The 16,477-nt window shown below is 59.4% G+C and carries 16 protein-coding genes; 8 read left to right on the forward strand and 8 right to left on the reverse strand.

Annotated features, from left to right (window positions below):
• Positions 1-57 precede the first annotated feature (57 nt).
• The 3 genes from AC0TOF_RS08155 to AC0TOF_RS08165 are packed head-to-tail and all read left to right on the forward strand — an operon-like array spanning position 58 to position 2,875.
• Positions 58-1,260, forward strand: a complete 1,203-nt coding sequence (locus tag AC0TOF_RS08155) for a glycosyltransferase family 4 protein (RefSeq protein ID WP_473767837.1) — start codon at positions 58-60, stop codon at positions 1,258-1,260.
• The gene (locus tag AC0TOF_RS08160) at positions 1,257-2,015 is read left to right on the forward strand and encodes a WecB/TagA/CpsF family glycosyltransferase (RefSeq protein ID WP_473767838.1); all 759 of its coding nucleotides are present in this window, start codon (positions 1,257-1,259) and stop codon (positions 2,013-2,015) included. The genes AC0TOF_RS08155 and AC0TOF_RS08160 overlap by 4 nt, the downstream gene beginning before the upstream one ends.
• Positions 2,012-2,875: a DUF6492 family protein gene (locus AC0TOF_RS08165; RefSeq protein WP_473767839.1), complete on the forward strand. Its 864-nt coding sequence runs from the start codon at positions 2,012-2,014 to the stop codon at positions 2,873-2,875. The genes AC0TOF_RS08160 and AC0TOF_RS08165 overlap by 4 nt, the downstream gene beginning before the upstream one ends.
• Positions 2,876-2,878: 3 nt before the next feature.
• On the opposite strand, the gene AC0TOF_RS08170 is transcribed toward AC0TOF_RS08165, so the two are convergent.
• Positions 2,879-4,144: a lipopolysaccharide biosynthesis protein gene (locus AC0TOF_RS08170; RefSeq protein ID WP_473767840.1), complete on the reverse strand. Its 1,266-nt coding sequence runs from the start codon at positions 4,142-4,144 to the stop codon at positions 2,879-2,881.
• A gap of 327 nt (positions 4,145-4,471) precedes the next feature.
• Here AC0TOF_RS08170 and AC0TOF_RS08175 point away from each other — a divergent pair, with 327 nt between their 5' ends.
• Positions 4,472-6,250 carry a GumC family protein gene (locus AC0TOF_RS08175; protein ID WP_473767841.1) on the forward strand — a complete coding sequence of 593 codons (1,779 nt, stop codon included), beginning with the start codon at positions 4,472-4,474 and terminating at the stop codon, positions 6,248-6,250.
• Between the two features lies 1 nt (position 6,251).
• On the opposite strand, the gene AC0TOF_RS08180 is transcribed toward AC0TOF_RS08175, so the two are convergent.
• Together AC0TOF_RS08180 and odc2 are read right to left on the reverse strand one after the other, a co-directional pair.
• Positions 6,252-6,854 carry a GNAT family N-acetyltransferase gene (locus tag AC0TOF_RS08180; protein ID WP_473767842.1) on the reverse strand — a complete coding sequence of 201 codons (603 nt, stop codon included), beginning with the start codon at positions 6,852-6,854 and terminating at the stop codon, positions 6,252-6,254.
• A gap of 95 nt (positions 6,855-6,949) precedes the next feature.
• A complete protein-coding gene (gene odc2 / locus AC0TOF_RS08185; protein ID WP_122000948.1) occupies positions 6,950-8,083 on the reverse strand; it encodes an ornithine/lysine decarboxylase in 1,134 nt (377 codons plus the stop codon).
• Between the two features lie 581 nt (positions 8,084-8,664).
• Between odc2 and AC0TOF_RS08190 the strand changes: the two genes are divergently transcribed.
• The 4 genes from AC0TOF_RS08190 to AC0TOF_RS08205 all read left to right on the forward strand — a co-directional run bounded on the left by AC0TOF_RS08190 (position 8,665) and on the right by AC0TOF_RS08205 (position 12,606).
• Positions 8,665-9,852, forward strand: a complete 1,188-nt coding sequence (locus tag AC0TOF_RS08190) for an amidase (RefSeq protein ID WP_473767843.1) — start codon at positions 8,665-8,667, stop codon at positions 9,850-9,852.
• Between the two features lie 3 nt (positions 9,853-9,855).
• Positions 9,856-10,749 (forward strand): LysR family transcriptional regulator, encoded by an 894-nt coding sequence (locus AC0TOF_RS08195; protein WP_473767844.1) that lies wholly within the window; start codon positions 9,856-9,858, stop codon positions 10,747-10,749.
• 67 nt (positions 10,750-10,816) lie between these two features.
• Complete coding sequence (locus AC0TOF_RS08200; protein ID WP_473767845.1) at positions 10,817-11,509, forward strand: DUF1007 family protein; 693 nt, start codon at positions 10,817-10,819, stop codon at positions 11,507-11,509.
• Positions 11,509-12,606 (forward strand): nickel/cobalt transporter, encoded by a 1,098-nt coding sequence (locus tag AC0TOF_RS08205; protein ID WP_473767846.1) that lies wholly within the window; start codon positions 11,509-11,511, stop codon positions 12,604-12,606. Before AC0TOF_RS08200 ends, AC0TOF_RS08205 begins: the two co-directional genes overlap by 1 nt.
• On the opposite strand, the gene AC0TOF_RS08210 is transcribed toward AC0TOF_RS08205, so the two are convergent.
• From AC0TOF_RS08210 to modA, 5 genes are all read right to left on the reverse strand, one after another.
• The gene (locus AC0TOF_RS08210) at positions 12,603-12,812 is read right to left on the reverse strand and encodes a hypothetical protein (protein ID WP_122000953.1); all 210 of its coding nucleotides are present in this window, start codon (positions 12,810-12,812) and stop codon (positions 12,603-12,605) included. The two genes, AC0TOF_RS08205 and AC0TOF_RS08210, sit on opposite strands and share 4 nt — an antisense overlap.
• Complete coding sequence (locus AC0TOF_RS08215; RefSeq protein WP_473767847.1) at positions 12,799-13,476, reverse strand: GNAT family N-acetyltransferase; 678 nt, start codon at positions 13,474-13,476, stop codon at positions 12,799-12,801. Before AC0TOF_RS08215 ends, AC0TOF_RS08210 begins: the two co-directional genes overlap by 14 nt.
• Positions 13,477-13,546: 70 nt before the next feature.
• A complete protein-coding gene (modC, locus tag AC0TOF_RS08220; protein WP_473767848.1) occupies positions 13,547-14,626 on the reverse strand; it encodes a molybdenum ABC transporter ATP-binding protein in 1,080 nt (359 codons plus the stop codon).
• Positions 14,623-15,306, reverse strand: a complete 684-nt coding sequence (gene modB / locus AC0TOF_RS08225; RefSeq protein ID WP_473767849.1) for a molybdate ABC transporter permease subunit — start codon at positions 15,304-15,306, stop codon at positions 14,623-14,625. Before modB ends, modC begins: the two co-directional genes overlap by 4 nt.
• Positions 15,307-16,062, reverse strand: coding sequence for a molybdate ABC transporter substrate-binding protein (gene modA / locus AC0TOF_RS08230; RefSeq protein WP_473767850.1), 756 nt, complete (start codon positions 16,060-16,062; stop codon positions 15,307-15,309). It lies immediately after the preceding gene.
• Between the last annotated feature and the right edge of the window lie 415 nt (positions 16,063-16,477).

Raw genomic sequence — 16,477 nt, forward strand, 5'->3', positions numbered from 1 at the left:
TAAGCACGGCCCGAAACTATCATAGAGAACACCGATCCGTGATACTCAGGAGCTGTCTTGCCGTCCCCACACCTTGTTTTCGTAACATCGATTGTTCCACATGGAATCCCGACTACCGGCTATGAAGTGGCGAATGCCGCCGTCGTCGATGGGCTGCGGCGTTCGGGTGCGAAGGTGACCGTGCTTGGCTTCACATGGCCGGGCGTGCAAGCCGATGCTGCGGATACGGTCGTGCTGGGCGAAGTCGAAGTGCGAACCGAAGGCGCAGGCATAAAGCGCAAGATCGGCTGGGTGGTGAAATCCTTCCTGACCGGCCTGACTGTTTCCTCGGCGAAGTTGCGGGTGATCCCGGCACAGAAACTGCGCCAGGCCATCGCACAGATCGGCCCTTTCGATGCCTATGTGCTGAATGGCGTTACTCTGCCCGGCGCGTTTGAAGATATTTTCAACGACAAGCCGTCGCTGTTCGTGGCGCATAATGTGGAATATCGTTCGGCGGAGGAAAACGCCGCCGACGCCGGAAGCTTCATCCAGAAATTCCTGTTCGCGCGCGAGGCCCGCATTTTGAAAGGGCTGGAAAGCCGCCTCAGCGGAAAGGCGCGTTTCGTCTTCACCTTCGCCGAAGATGATGGTCCTGCGCTGGGCCTCGGTCCTGACCGGTTCGCGACCATGCCGCTCATCACGCCCGGCGGCGCGCAAGCGAAACAGCAGCGCCCGGTCAAATACGACCTTGCTCTGATCGGCACATGGACATGGCATCCGAACAGAATCGGGCTCGAATGGTTTCTCCGCGAAATAAAGCCGCATCTCCCCGGCGATATTTCCATCGCGATTGCAGGCAACACACCCGCCGACTTGATCGCTACGTGGTCCAGTGCAGGAACGGGCGTCAATTTCGTCGGCAAGGTACCGGACTCTACCGAATTTGTGGAAAGCGGCGCACTCGTGCCGCTTATCAGCCGGGCGGGAACCGGCGTACAGCTGAAAACTATTGAAACATTCGAGCTTGGCATGCCAAGCGTCGCCACGACGCATTCCGTGCGCGGCATCGATCATATTCCAGGCAACTGCGCCATTGCCGACGATCCACGCGCATTTGCCGCTGCAATCGTCGAACGGATCGAAAAGATAAGATCGGGGGATCGCCAAAGACTGGATGGCAAGGCCTTCACGAGGTCACAAATCGAAGGCATGGACCGCGCGGTTTCCCGCGGTCTGCAAGCTCTTCGCGGCGAAAAAAGAACGACGGACCAGGCATGATGCATACCGAAAATGTAACCTACCGGAATATCCTCGGCGTGAAGGTCGCCTGTTTTGATTGGGATAGCGCCTTCGCCTTCTTCGAGAACCGCATCAATGAAGGCCGGTTCATGAAGCAAGGCTGGCTCAACGCCAACAATTCCAACATTGCGGATGAGAACTCGGATTATAGCGCCGCGTTGCAGGATTTTCTGATCCTGCCTGACGGGGTGGGCGTCGATATCGCCAGCAAGGTCGCCTATGGCGGCAAATTTCCGGCCAATCTCAACGGGACGGATTTCGTTCCGGGGCTTTTGCAGCATATGAAGCGCCCGCTGAAGGTTGCGCTTCTCGGCGGCGGTCCGGGCGTTGCTTCCGATGCCGCGCAGCTTTTCCTACAGCAGATCCCGCATCACGAATATCGCGTCATTTCCGATGGCTTCTTCAAGCCCGCCGACCTCGACGGCATTCTGGCGCAGTTGAAGGATTTCCATCCTGATATATTGCTCGTCGCCATGGGCGTTCCGCGTCAGGAACTCTTCATCGACAAGCATATCACGGCCGAACATTGCACGGTGGCCAGCGCAGTCGGCGCGCTGTTCGACCTGCACACGGGCCGGGTGCAGCGCGCGCCGCACTGGGTGCGCAAAATCCAGATGGAATGGGCGCACCGGCTGTTGCAGGAACCGCGGCGACTCGCAAAGCGCTATCTCATCGGCAATCCCGTATTTCTGTGGCGCGTCGCCAAAGGCTGGATGAAGGGAGAACCTCGGTGAGAACCGCAATCGTTACAGCCAGCTGGGATCAGGATTTCGAGCGCTGCAGGCTGCTTTGCGAGACCATAGACAAATATGTCAGCGGTTTCACAAAGCACTACATCCTCGTGGACAGCAAGGATGTTGCCCTGTTTCGCAAGCTTGAAAGCGCACAGCGCGTCATCATTGATGAACGCGATCTTCTCCCCTCATGGCTGCATGCCTTCTGGGACCCGACCTATCTGTGGCGCAGGCGGGTCTGGCTTTCGCTTCGGACCAAGCCGCTGCGCGGCTGGCATGTGCAGCAGTTGCGCCGGATCGCGCTTGCCGCCGCCGTGGAGGAAGACGGATTTCTCTATACGGATTCCGACACGGCTTTTCTGCGTCCCTTCGATTGCAGCACGCTCTGGCACGGCGAAAAGCTTCGGCTTTTCGTGCGTCCCAATGCGCTCGCCAATCCCGAATGGCCGGAGCATCCGGTCTGGGCGGCCAATGCGGCGAAACTGCTCGGTATCGAGAACGGCAAAAGCGGGCTCAATGATTATATCGGCCAGCTTGTTTCATGGCGGCGCGACAGCGTGATTTCGATGTGCGATCGGATCGAAGCCCATACTGGACAGCATTGGGTGGCGGCCCTTGGCAATATAAGGCGTTTTTCCGAATGCTTCATCTATGGCCGCTATGTCGATGACGTGCTGCAAGGCTCGGGCCATTACAGCGACACACATGATCTCTGCCGGATGCAATGGTTCGCCCCGCCACCGAGCGAAGAGGAATTCCGCACCTTCATCGCCGAAATGGAGCCGCATCAGGTTGCCATCGGCATGCAGTCCTTTCTCGGCCTTTCGGTCGATGACATCCGGCGCATTATCGGAGCCTGAACCTCAAATTCGTTTAGCTGGCAAACGGATGCTCCTATAGGTGAAAACCAGCGACAGCAGATAAAGGCCGCCAAACACGATATTCAGTCCCAGAATCCAATCGTGATTGTCGGCATAGTTCACCAGCAGCAGCCAGACGAAAAATGCCTTGGCGGCGGTCATCAGCACCATGCTCAGTGTCCTGAGACCGGACTGGCCGCGCGCATACAGAATTTCGGTCTGGTATTCTATGAGGTTGCGGAAACCCGGTACAAGCAGAACCAGCGGCAGCAGCCCGACAATCGGCGCAACGCTCGATCCGAGCGCATTCGGGAAGACTTGCAGGAAGACAACCATCGCGCCGAGACCTGCCACCGAGACGGCAAAGACCGCAAACTCCAGTCCGGCGCGGATGCGCAAAGAGGACAACATGTCCGGCGCGCGCATGAGCTTTTGCACCAGCATCATGTTGAAGGACCGCACCGGCAAGGCCGTCAGGTCCACAAGGCGCATGATGATCGCGTAAAGCCCTGCCGTTGCAGGCCCGCCGATAGTCAGCACGAGAAGCTTGTCCAGCTCGGCCTGAATGTAGAACAGCAGTTCGGCCCCCATCACGGCAATCGCATCGGAAAGCCGCCGCATATAAAGCGCCGGTTTGAAGCGGAGCCGGATCGACGGGTAGAATTTCAGCGCGGCCAGCAGCGCGACGCCATTGGCCGCCACATACCACCATGCCCAATGAGCGATATCGTGGGCGCTCGCCAGCCACATGAACAGAACGGCTGCGATGGCCCGCATGGCCGTACCGAAAATCACCAGTCCCGCCGATATGCCAAAGCGGCGCAGGCCATTGTTGACGATGATGACGATTTCCGTTGAACGCCACAGCAGGGCCTCGGCAAACACCACCAGGGCAAAGGGCAGGAAGGAAATGTCGCGGCTGAAAAAGACGAAATAAACCAGCCAGGATGCGAGCGCGAAAAGCGGCAAGGAAACCAGAATGGCGACGAGAAAACCCGCCGTATAGGCGCCGAGCAGGCGCGGCTTCACGGTCGATATGCGGTAAAGCGGCGAACTGAACCCGAGGGAAACGATGCGCGACAGCACTACCCCGGTACCCGATGCAGTGGCAAATATACCGAAATCACCTGTCGGCAGCGTATTGGCAAGTGCGATGAAATAGACGAGTGAAACCACCAGCCTGCCAGCGGAGCCGGAAAACAGGGACAGGTAATCGCGCACCATTCCGGCATTATTGCCTGACAGTTTCCGCAGCGCTTTCGCTATCAACAGGGAGCCTCATCTATCGTGATCTGATGTGCGTTCGACCCTTTGGAACGGGAAGCGCAGCAAGGAGATTTAGCTAAAAAGACTTAAACTCTTCTTTGCAAGCGTAAAGAGAAAACAAGCAAAAGCTAAAATAGTCGAGCTGAGCATTTTGCGGTTGAGGGCGGCGTTATTTTAACTTTTTGTTTTCTATAAAAAATTACATTCGGGCATCAGGTTTGGGGCGGGCGGATTCCGGTTTGGCATGCGCAAGCTCCGGTTTATGGATTTCATAGCAGCGGTTGATACCGGAAGCGGTCGCAACGGCTACAGATACGGACGAATTCGACAATGAGCGATCACGAGGAGCGCAGAAAGGCGGGAGGTGAAAAACCTCTTCTCGCATTTTCCGATATGCGCCCAACCGGTCGCCCGGCTGTTCGTGAGGCCAGCGAAGCGGCACCGCCATGGACACCACCCGCGACATCAGATGAACGCGCCGCGTTCTTTCATCAACACGATCATGATCCGCAAGAAACGCCGGAACCCGTTATCGAGGAAGAACCGGACGATGCGGATGTGATCGAGTTGCAAAAACGCGTCGCACTGATCGAAGCGGAGCTGGAGCGCAAGGTTCAGGAACGCCAACGTCGCAAAATTGCAAGCGAGACTGATGCTCCAACCCTTGAGCCGATCCGTGAAACGGTTCGGCGCGAGCCTCCGGTCGCCGACCGCCCGTCACCCGACACCGAATGGAAACCGCTGATCGATCCGCGCATTGCCATCGATGTGGTGCGGGGATCGCGCAGGCTCCTGCTGGTCACTACCATATTGGGCGGTGTGGTGGCCGCGTTCTATGCATTGTCGCTGCCGCAGATGTACGTTGCTTCGACCGATATTCTGGTCGATCCACGCAATATCAAGACAGTTGGAGACGAACTGACGCCGGGGCAGCTTCCGACCGATGCGTCGCTTGCCGTTGCGGAAAGCCAGGCTCGCATTATCGATTCCAGCAGCGTGCTGCTGAAGGTGATCGACAAGACGGACCTGACAAAAGACCCTGAATTCAATGGCACTCTGGTTCCGACCGGCATTGCCGGGCTGGTTGCGCAGATCAGGGAAATCTTGTCGCCCAAAAAGGCGAGCGACAGCCAGACGCTGCAAACCCGCGTGCTCTATAACCTGCACAAGAGCATCGCCATTGGCCGCGATGCCAAGACCTTCATCTATTCGATCTCGGTGAAAACCCGCGATCCGCAGAAATCGGCCTCGCTTGCGAACACGATCAGTTCCGTTTTCCAGAGCGAGCTTGCATCGCTGCAATCCGACGCCGCACGGCGCACCTCGGACGAACTGTCGAACCGGCTTGCCGATATGCGCGCCAGTGTCGAACAGGCGGAGCGCGCAGCCGCTGATTTCCGCGCCTCGCACGATCTCGTCAATGTCGACGGCAAACTGATCAGCGACAACGACCTGACGCGGCTCAATGACCAGCTGACCAACCAGCGCGCCGAAACCATGCGGCTTCAGGCCCGGGTGCAGGTGCTGAGCAACGCCACCTCCGACAGCGTGGTGGCCGGGACTTTGCCGGAAGATTTGCGATCCAACACGCTGACGGCGCTGCGGGCGCAATATGCGCAGGCGCGCCAGACGGCAAGCGGTTTGTCCACCCAGCTCGGCCCCCGTCACCCGGCGCTCATTCAGGCGCAGTCGCAGGCAGGCACGGTGCTGAACGATATCGATGCCGAATTGCGGCGCATCCGCTCCTCGCTGCAAGTCGAGGTGGCCCGGTCCGCTCAGCAGGAAAAGGACCTGACCGCCCGTCTGGCCCAGCTCAAGTCACAGCAGGCCAACAATAGCGGCGATCTGGTGAAACTGCGTGAGCTTGAGCGCGAAGCCACGGCGCGCCGCTCCGTCTACGAAGCCTTCCTCCTGCGCTCGCGCGAGACGAACGAACAGGAAGGGCTGAATACGGCCAATGTCAGGGTTCTTTCGGAAGCCCGTCCGCCGCTCGATCCGGCCAGCACATCGCGCAAGCTGATCGTCATCGCGGGGCTGATTGCAGGCTTTCTCGCAGGGCTTGCGATCACAGCCGTCCGCAATTTCGGACGGCTGCTGCGCCTGGCTTAATTTACGCAGACTGGCGTGCGGGTGCCTCGACGCGCGGCACCTTGCGACCGCTGGCGCGCAAGACGCCATGCGCGCCGTCAAGGTGGCCGGGTTTCAGCTCAAGCGCCAGAAACCGACGTTTTTCATAGGGGCCGGGCATGGCCAGCTCGCCGGTCTTCTCAGCGGTGAAGCCGAAGCGCCCGTAATATTCCGGATCGCCGACAAGCAGGATCGCGCCGTGGCCGAGGCGTCTGGCCTCATCAATCGCATGACGCATCAACGCCGAACCGATGCCGCAACCGGCGGCAGAAGGGTCGACGGCCAGTGGACCAAGCAGCAAGGCGGATACGGGAAAACCAAAGGCATCGAGACCGGCATGGACATCCCACAGCCGCACGGTGCCTGTAAGTGCTCCGTCGTCACCAAGCGCGGCAAAAGCCAGCCCTGCCGCTGGCAGGCGACCGCGACGCAGCTTTTCCGAAGATTTGCGGCGGCGGCCTTCGCCCATCACGCGATCAAGCAGCGCTTCGCGCGCCAGAACATGCTCCAGCGCCTCACCGGCAACTGTGAAAGCCGGGGCGACAACGGTTGCGATATTTTCCTGAATTTCCAGAATTGCGTTCATCACATCTATCCCCGCAAAGCGGCAGCAGCACACCCCGCCCAGTGCCTTGCGGCACTGAACGGATTGAGAGGATCATTAGGTTTAAGACCTATTGATCAGATGACGTAGGATCGGAGCGGTTCGAAGCCGTTGAACGCCACCGCCGAATAGGTGGTGGTGTATGCGCCCGTGCCTTCGATTAGGATCTCATCACCGATGGTCAGCGAGACCGGCAGCGGGTACGGCGTCTTTTCGTAAAGCACGTCCGCACTGTCGCAGGTCGGGCCAGCCAGTACGCATGGTTCGGTTTCGCTGCCGTCATGCGGGGTCACGATCTGGTAGCGGATCGCCTCGTCCATGGTTTCGGCGAGGCCGCCGAACTTGCCAATGTCGAGATAGACCCAGCGCACATTGTCGTTGTCCGCCTTGCGGGAGACCAGAACCACTTCGGTCTTGATCACGCCTGCATTGCCGACCATGCCGCGGCCCGGTTCGATGATGGTTTCCGGGATGCGGTTGCCGAAATGCTTGGACAGCGCGTCGAAGATCGCCATGCCGTAGGCCTGCGCGGTCGGCACGTCCTTGAGGTAACGGGTCGGGAAACCGCCGCCCATGTTGACCATGCGCAGAACGATGCCTTCATCGGCAAGGGTGCGGAACACCTTGGCCGCATCGCCGAGCGCGCGATCCCATGCGGTGAGGTCCGTCTGCTGCGAGCCGACGTGGAACGACACACCATAGGAATCGAGGCCAAGCGACTTTGCATGGCGCAGAACGTCGATGGCCATCGCCGGCACGCAGCCGAATTTGCGCGACAGCGGCCATTCGGCGCCTTCACCGTCGGTCAGCACGCGGCAGAACACGCGGCTGCCGGGAGCGGCGCGCGCAACCTTTTCCACTTCTTCCACGCAATCGACCGCATAAAGGCGAATGCCCAGCTCGAAAGCGCGCGCAATATCGCGCTCCTTCTTGATGGTGTTGCCATAGGAAATGCGGCTTGGCGTGGCGCCAGCTTCCAGCGCCATTTCAATCTCGGCAACCGAAGCGGTGTCGAAGCAGGAGCCGAGCGAAGCGAGCAGGCGCAGGATTTCCGGCGCGGGATTCGCCTTCACGGCATAGAAGATACGCGAGTAAGGCAGGGCCTTCTCGAAGCTCTCATAGTTGTCGCGCACGACGTCGGTGTCAACGACGAGGCAAGGGCCGTCCGGACGGCGGGTGTTGAGGAAGTCGATGATACGCTGCGTTGCCATGGTCGTTCTCCCGCACGGCTTGATCTTGCCGTATTCTAAGGGACAAAGTGTGCATGAACGCATCCGCGGTGAGAACAGCCTTTGGAGATGCTGGTATCACGCGAAAACTCATGCGGCGATGGAACAACGCTCAATTCGCGTTACTCCGCTTTGTCTGCCTTGGATTGGAATTGGAGAACCGCATCCGCACTTCTGGCAATGAAGGTGTGCCTCTTCAGTAATTTCAGCTTTTGGACAGCCGAAAGACACTAGAAAGGCCCGCACCGTCGTTGCTTCAAGATGTCCTCGATCTGGCGGTTGGCCAACAGATCGACTGGAGCGGTTAGGTCCAGGTACCGTACCGAATTCCTCACCATTCGAGGATCGGCGGACACCCACAGGCACGTGCGACTTTGGGCAACCGCGATATAAGTCCAAAGTCGTGTCCATTCAATGACAAAAACTTCTCTGGATGAATTTATTTTTGGCAGGATCACATTGAACGGCATGCTTGCCATTGTTCAATATTAGTGAAACATTCTTCGCTTGGACCCGCTTCGAAAGAGGGTAAACATCCCGTTAATTGCTGCATGTTGTGAACAATGGCCCGCTTCGATCCCTTCAATGCCATCATTGCAAAAGCTGAAAAGCCGCCTGTTCACGCTTCGACTGGGCCGCTTGAAGGCGAGAGGCTCGCCGTAAAAGACATTTATGATGTCGCAGGAATGGTGACCGGATGCGGGAATCCGCAGATTCAAGCCGAATCACCTCGCGCCGAAAGATCGGCTCCGGTGGTTGAAAAGCTTCTCGCCGCCGGGGCGGAATTTGTCGGCAAGGCGCAGACCGACGAACTTGCCTTCTCGCTGATGGGACAGAATTCGCATTTCCCTTACCCCGTCAATCCGGCAGCGCCGGACCGCGTGACAGGCGGCTCATCATCCGGTTCGGCGGCGGCTGTGGCAGGCAAGCTCGCCGACATTGCGCTCGGCTCCGACACCGGCGGTTCCATTCGCGCTCCTGCAAGCTTCTGCGGTCTCGTCGGCCTGCGCACCACCCATGGCCGTATCCCGCTCGAAGGCATCATGCCGCTTGCGCCCTCGCTCGATACGATCGGATGGTTTGCGCGCGACATAGAGCTTTACGACCGGGTCGGCGCGATCCTGCTTGGCGACGACGCCAGCGAGTTCCGGCTGACGAAACTTCTTTACATGCCGGTTCTGGAACAGCTTCTGCTGGGCGAGGCCGAAACGGATGCCTATCGCGCCATGTTTGCCGAAGTGCGCCCGCACTTCGCGAGCCTCAAGGCGGCAAGCCAGCCGACGCTTTCGATAGATGAACTCTATCTGGTCTTCCGCCATATTCAGGGCGCGGAAGCCTGGGCGACGCATGGCGGCTGGATTTCTTCCGGTGATCGCAAGCTCGGCCCTGGCGTCGCGGACCGGTTTGCCTTCGGTGCGGAAATTGCTGCTGATCTCGTTGCCAGCCAGCGTGCGCGCCGGGCGCAATTCACGCAGGAACTTGAAAAGATCATCGGGAATGACGCCGTGCTGGCGTTGCCGACCGTACCGGGTGCGGCTCCGCTCGCAAAAGAACCTTTCGAGACCTTGCAGGCCTATCGCGAGCAGGCACTGCGCCTGCTGTGCCTTTCGGTGCTTTCCGGCCTGCCGCAAATCACATTACCCTTGGGGCAGGTGCAGGGCGCACCTTTCGGCATTTCTTTCATAGGACCACGCGGCAGCGACCGGGCGCTGATCGCACTGGCCAGAAACATTATCGGGAAGCGGGGCTAAACCATGGACACCCTCACACGTATGCGCGCCTTCATCGACGTGGTCGAGGCGGAAGGATTTTCCGCCGCAGCGCGAAAAATCGGGCGTTCCAAGGCACTCCTGTCCAAATATGTGCGCGAATTGGAAGACGAGCTTGGCGCGCGCCTTCTCAACCGCACCACGCGACAATTCTCGCTGACCGAGGCCGGGCACACCTACTATCACCGCGCGGTCGAAATCATTCGCGAGATCGACGCCCTGCAAGACGCTGTCAGCGAAACCAGTTCCGATGCGCGCGGCCGCATCAAGCTGTCGGCCCCTCGCACTTTTGCCGATGCCGTCATCGGCCAGTCGCTCATCGATTTCTGCCTTGCCCACCCGGAAATCGTGCTCGACGTGCGGCTGGACGACCGTTTTGTCGATCTGGTGGAAGAAGGCTTCGACCTCGCGATCCGCATCACCCGCTTGCAAGATTCTTCCCTCATTGCAAAGAGACTATCGCCGTTCCATTCCGTCCTGTGCGGCGCGCCGGAACTGCTTGCGCGCGTCGGCAAGCCGGAACGCCCCGAAGATCTGGCCGACCGGCCCTGTATCATCGACACCAATGCGCGCTCGCGCAACAACTGGCATTTCCGCAACACGGACGGTTCGATGATGACCGTTCCCGTCAATGGGCCGATTGAAGTCAACAGTCCCGTCGCCACAAAGAATGCCGCACTCGCAGGCCTTGGCTTCTCCATGCTGCCCGCCTTCATCGCCGAAGAAGAAATCGAGCGCGGCAGGCTGGTTTCCTGTCTGGATGAGTTTATCGTGAAAGATGGCGGCATCTACGCGGTCTATCCGCATCGGCGTTATCTACCCGCGAAAATCCGCGCACTGGTGGATTTTCTGACCCAATGGTTCAAGGAACGGGAGTAGAGCGCTCCAGCGTCGCACTTTTGCCGCCTTCAGGCATAAGCGTGGAAAAACTCTAACGGGAAGTTTTATGCCGGTTTCGTCGTCTTGGCTCAAAATCAGGTTCGTTCGGGCTGCCGCAACTGTGTTGCTGGCCGTTCTGCCGACGGCTGCGCTCGCCCACCCGCATGTTTTTGCCGAAGCGCGGCTGGAACTCTCCATCGCGCCCGACGGTACCGTCGAGAAACTGGCGCATGTCTGGCGCTTCGATGACGTATTCTCCTCAACCGTGCTGATGGAGTTCGACAAGAATGGCGACTTGCAGCTCGACAAAAACGAGTTGATCGACCTCGGCCACGTCATCAACGGTTCGATTGCCGAATTCAAATATTTCCAGACTGTTCTGGACAACGGCAAGGATGTGAAAATGGCAAGGCCGACCGATCTGGCCGCCGACTTCACCGACAATCGCCTGCTCATCATTTTCACCAGCAAGCCTGAAAAGCCGCTGAAGCTCGCAGCGGGGCACAAGGTCAGCTTCGGCGTCTATGACCCGACCTTCTATACCGCCATCGATTACATGAATGACAGCGACCTGATCGTGAAGGGCTTGCCCGCAGGCTGCACGTCCAAGGTCGTCCGTCCCGATCCAGACGAGGCGCTCGCCCAGAACCAGGCGACACTGACCGATGCATTCTTCAACGATCCGGCGGGCACGAACATGTCGAAAATCTTTGCAACCCGTCTTGAGATAGACTGTGAACCGAAAGGAAAGACTGGCTGATGAGAAAACCGGCAGCCTTCGTTCTGGCCCTTTGCCTGACGATGATCGTTGCGCAAGCCTATGCGCAGTCCTCGCTCGGTATCGGCGCGAATGAGGTGGCGATGAAGCCGACCGGGCCTTTCGCGCATATCATCCTCTGGATGAACGAGCAGCAGCGCTCTTTCTATCTCGCCATGACCAATGCCTTGAAAGCCATTCGCGAGGACCCATGGCAGGCCTCGGTTCTGGTCGGGCTCTCCTTCGTTTACGGTATTTTTCATGCGGCGGGGCCGGGCCATGGCAAGGCGGTGATCTCGTCCTACATGATCGCCAATGAAACGGCGCTGCGGCGCGGTATCTTCCTGTCGTTCATTTCATCTCTTTTGCAGGCGATCATGGCGATTGCCGTCGTCGGCCTCGCATGGTTCCTGCTGCGTGGCACCGGCATTTCGATGAACCAGACAGCGCGCTACATGGAGATCGCCAGTTTTGCGCTTGTGCTGTTTTTCGGCCTTTGGCTTCTGGCACGCAAGCTGCCGCTGCTTTTCAGGAAGCGCGATGACGCAGGCCCTGCTTCATCGCTTTTCGCCGCCGCAGCCGAACCGGCAATCGCTTCCGGCCCGGCATGGCAGGGCACGATTTCGCAAGCCACACGCGCGGCCGCGACCGGCAGCGCGGTCAGGCTGAATTACAAGCCCGCAACCGCTGCTGCATCGGACCACGTCTTCATCGGCGAAGGTGATGTGTGCGCGGCATGCGGCAATGCCCATATTGCCGATCCTTCGACGCTCGGCGACGATTTCAACTGGAAGACGGCCTGGTCGGCGATCTTGTCGGTTGGCCTGCGCCCGTGCTCGGGCGCGCTGATCGTGCTGACATTTGCGCTGTTGAACGGCTTGATGGTTGGCGGCCTGCTTTCGGTCTTCGCGATGGCCTTCGGCACGTTCATCACGGTGGCTGTTCTTGCCACGCTGGCCGTCACCGCCAAGAACACGGCCCTGCGCTTTGCGCGCAGCAAAGCCATGTCGGGCCGGCTGAAGGCGGCAATCGAGGTGGCCGCCGCCCTGTTCATCGCGCTGACGGGCGCACTGCTGTTGAGCGCTTCGCTGGTGGGTTAATCCCGCTTCTGCCGCTTCGAGCGCAGCCAGAAAATTGCGAAGAAGCCCAAAACGAAGACAATCGGGAAGATGATTGCCGCGATTTGCGAGCGCTCGCCGAGCGCCAGCATGATGCTGGGCACGAAATAGGCAAGCACCCCGAAGCCGATCAGGATGACGGCGGCGGCAATTGCCGGATTGCTCTTCTTGCGCTCAACCACGGTCACGAAACTCCTCCAGTTTCTTCTTCTGCAGGCCGTCACTATCAAAGTTTTCCGGCGCAAGCCACGCCTGATAGGCTTGTCTCAAGACGGGCCATTCGCTGTCGAGGATGGAAAACCACGCCGTATCACGGTTCTTGCCCTTGGCCACCATATGCTGGCGGAAAATCCCCTCGAACTGAAACCCGAAACGCTCGGCGGCGCGCTTGGAAGGCCCGTTTTCGTTGTGGCATTTCCATTCGTAGCGGCGGTAGCCAAGCTCATCGAAAATATAGTGCATGAAGAGGAACTGCGCTTCCGTGGCAGCGGGTTTGCGCGAAATCTGCGGGCCCCAATAGACGCTGCCGATCTCGATGACGCCATGGACAGGGTCTATGCGCATCAGCGCCTGCCGCCCGGCGACCTTGCCGCTCGCCTTGTCGATGACCGCAAAAAACAGCGGATCGTCGCTTTTGGATGCCTTTTCCAGCCACGGCTCGAATTCTGCACGGGTCGCAGGGGGAAACTCGAACAGCCAGGTGAAGCGCCGGTCTGCATCCTCCACCGAGGAAGCGGCAAACAGTTCATCGCCATGCTTCTCGGGGTTCAGCGGCTCCAGCCGCGCATAGCGGCCTTCAAGCACTTTGCGTTCCGGCTTTGGACGCGGCGTCCAGTTCTGCAAATCAGTCATGCCAATTCTCCCATTCGACCGGACAGGAGCATAAAAGAAGCGGGACGAAAACCGGATTATTGTTTCCGTGTCATTTTTCCCGAATGGCCGCACGGTCGACTGAAACGGCCTTCACCAGCGCCACCACTGCGTCACCGGCGCGCAACGCCAATTCGTCCACCGAACGCCGCGTCAGCCGCGCAACCAGATGGCGCCCCCGGAAGTCGAGCGCGACATAGGCGTTGGGGCCGTCATCCATCGCAATGGCCGTGACAGTCACCGGCAGCACATTGCGGATACTGATCGCTTCCGGCGCCTTGCGGGCAATCGAAACATCGCGGGCGCGCACGCGCAGCCGCACATGCATATCCTGTTTCAGCCCTGCATCACTGAGCTGGAACGATGCGCCGCCCAGGTCGATCTCCGCCAGCTTGTAGCGCTCGTCGTAGAACGAAACCGTCCCTTCCAGAAGCACGCCGCCGCCTTCGCCTTCCGCATCGATCAGCGGAAAGACATCTGCCGCCGCACCGCTTGCCGCTACCCGGCCAGCAGACAGCAGCACGATCTGGTCGGCTAACCGCGCCACTTCGTCGATCTCATGGCTCACATAGACAATCGGCACGTGGCTTTCATCGCGAAGACGCTCGATAAAGGGCAGTATTTCCTGCCGCCGCGCATGGTCGAGCGAGGAAAGCGGCTCATCGAGCAGCAAGAGCGCCGGATCGGACAGAAGCGCGCGGCCGATGGCGACACGCTGGCGCTCCCCGCCCGAAAGCGTCGATGGCCGCCTGTCGAGAAGATGGCCGATGCCGAGCAACGCCACCACCTCGTCGAAGCTGCGCGTTGCCTGCCTGTGTCCGGCCCAGCGGGCATAGGTCAGGTTGCGCTTCACGCTCATATGCGGGAAAAGCCGCGCTTCCTGAAACACATAGCCGATGCGGCGCTTTTCCGGCGGCAGATCTATGCCTTTTTCGGCATCGAACAGCGTGAAGTCACCGACAGCGATGCGCCCGCTTTGCGGGCGGAGCGTTCCGGCAATCATTTTCAGCAGCGTCGTCTTGCCCGCACCGGAATGGCCGAACAAGGCGGTCACGCCCCAATCGGCGGCGAAATCTGCCTCGACAGGGAACCTGCCGTTGCGGCCCTTGATGGAAACAACAAGCGCGCTCATTTGGTTGCCCCTGCGAGCCTGCGCTGCAACCATTCGGAAAGCACCACGGCAACCACTGAAATGGCGGCGGATATGGCAATGAGCCGAAACGCTTCCGCGTCGCCGGATGGGGTCTGCATCAGGGCATAAATGGCGAGCGAAAGGGTCTGCGTTTCGCCCGGAATGTTGGACACGAAGGTGATTGTGGCGCCGAACTCGCCCAGCGCCTTGGCAAAGCCAAGCACCGCGCCCGCCAGCACGCCGGGCAGAAGCGGCGGCAGAATGACGGTGAAAAAGGCGATGAACCGGCTGGCGCCCAACGTGCGCGCCGCTTCCTCAAGCCCGCGATCCAGCCCTTCAATCGAAAGCCTGATCGGGCGGACGAGCAGCGGAAACGCCATCACGCCAGCGGCAAGCGCGGCACCCGTCCAGCGAAAGGAAAACGAAAGGCCGAACCATTCCTGCAAGGATGCACCGAGCGCGCCCCGCGCCCCGAACAGGATCAAAAGCAGATAGCCCGTCACCACCGGCGGCAAGACCAGCGGCATGGTGACAACGGCCTGCGCCAGCGACTTGCCCGGAAAATTGAACCGGGCAAGAACCCACGCCACGACAAAGGCAACTGGCAGAGCGACAATGATGGCTATTCCGGCAACCCGGAGCGACAGAGACACGATCTGCCAGACATTGCCTTCCATCATTTATTCTGCGGCCTCCGCAGCGCCGACGAAGCCCTTGTCCCTGATGATCGCCTGACCGGCATCGCTTTCAAGGAAAGCAAGGAAAGCCTTGGCGGCATCGGTTTCGTTTTTCGCTACAAGCGCCGCAGGGTAGAGGATCGGTGCATGGCTGTCAGCCGGGAACCGATAGGCTTCGACGAGTTCCGGCGCGGCGGCACGGTCCGAGGCGTAGACGATGGCCGCCTTGACTTCGCCGCGGCTGACATATTGCAGCGCAACGCGCACATTCTCGCTGAAAACCGCGTTCTTTTCGACATCCTTCCAGATATCGAGCTTTTCCAGCGCTGCCTTGCCGTATTTGCCGGCCGGGACATTCGACGGGTCACCCATGGCGAAACGACCTGCGCTTAAAAGCTGTTTCGCCTCGCCCTTCGGTGTGTCCTTCTGCGTTGCGATCACCAGCGCATTGCCCGCGATCACCTTGCGCGAAGCCTTGTCGATGGCATCGGCCTTTTCGACATAATCCATCCAGTCGAGATCAGCGGAAATGAAAATCTGCGCCGGAGCGCCTTGCTCAATCTGCTTGGCCAGAACCGACGAAGACGCAAACGACGCAACCACTTCCGTGCCGTCCCTGGCCTTCATCTGCCGGGCGGCTTCCTCGATGACGTCCTTCATGCTGGCGGCGGCGAAAACAGTCACCTTCTCGGCAGCATGAGCGACCGAGGCGGCGCCCGCAGCAACGGTGATGAGAAATGCGGCGATCAGTTTCTTCATGAATATCCTCCATATCGCCTGCAACAGCAGGCAAACCATCATCCGCCGGAAAACCGGCGCTGTTTCTGTTCGAGCATGGAGATTTCTTCCATGCCCTGACTTGCGATGATGGGTGTGATGGAGGCAAACGCGACCCGGATGCCGTCAAACCCTTGATGCACGGGCGTCCATGCAAAAGCCGCCCAAAATTGCGCAACGAATTCAGATCGTTCCGCAGCGCCACCTTAATGCGGTAAAATCCGTTTGACCAGCCCTAGCACTACAGTTGCATTCTTCGTGATGCCGGGCTGCAAAGAGCAATTTGTCTGCGTTCCGGTGCTCACGTACCTTTAAGTACGCTGCGCTCCGGTACTCGAAAATCACTCTTTTCGCCACGGCCTGACGAATTTGCAACTGTAGTGCTATGAGGGGCGTG

This window comes from Ochrobactrum sp. PL_is501 (genome assembly GCF_055816895.1).

Coding starts and splice junctions, on each gene's coding strand:
- AC0TOF_RS08215 (WP_473767847.1), bottom strand. CDS start 13,476: ATGACTGATTTGCAGAACTGGACGCCGCGTCCAAAGCCGGAACGCAAA.
- AC0TOF_RS08190 (WP_473767843.1), top strand. CDS start 8,665: ATGGCCCGCTTCGATCCCTTCAATGCCATCATTGCAAAAGCTGAAAAG.
- AC0TOF_RS08180 (WP_473767842.1), bottom strand. CDS start 6,854: ATGAACGCAATTCTGGAAATTCAGGAAAATATCGCAACCGTTGTCGCC.
- odc2 (WP_122000948.1), bottom strand. CDS start 8,083: ATGGCAACGCAGCGTATCATCGACTTCCTCAACACCCGCCGTCCGGAC.
- AC0TOF_RS08195 (WP_473767844.1), top strand. CDS start 9,856: ATGGACACCCTCACACGTATGCGCGCCTTCATCGACGTGGTCGAGGCG.
- modB (WP_473767849.1), bottom strand. CDS start 15,306: ATGATGGAAGGCAATGTCTGGCAGATCGTGTCTCTGTCGCTCCGGGTT.
- modC (WP_473767848.1), bottom strand. CDS start 14,626: ATGAGCGCGCTTGTTGTTTCCATCAAGGGCCGCAACGGCAGGTTCCCT.
- AC0TOF_RS08205 (WP_473767846.1), top strand. CDS start 11,509: ATGAGAAAACCGGCAGCCTTCGTTCTGGCCCTTTGCCTGACGATGATC.
- AC0TOF_RS08160 (WP_473767838.1), top strand. CDS start 1,257: ATGATGCATACCGAAAATGTAACCTACCGGAATATCCTCGGCGTGAAG.
- modA (WP_473767850.1), bottom strand. CDS start 16,062: ATGAAGAAACTGATCGCCGCATTTCTCATCACCGTTGCTGCGGGCGCC.
- AC0TOF_RS08200 (WP_473767845.1), top strand. CDS start 10,817: ATGCCGGTTTCGTCGTCTTGGCTCAAAATCAGGTTCGTTCGGGCTGCC.
- AC0TOF_RS08175 (WP_473767841.1), top strand. CDS start 4,472: ATGAGCGATCACGAGGAGCGCAGAAAGGCGGGAGGTGAAAAACCTCTT.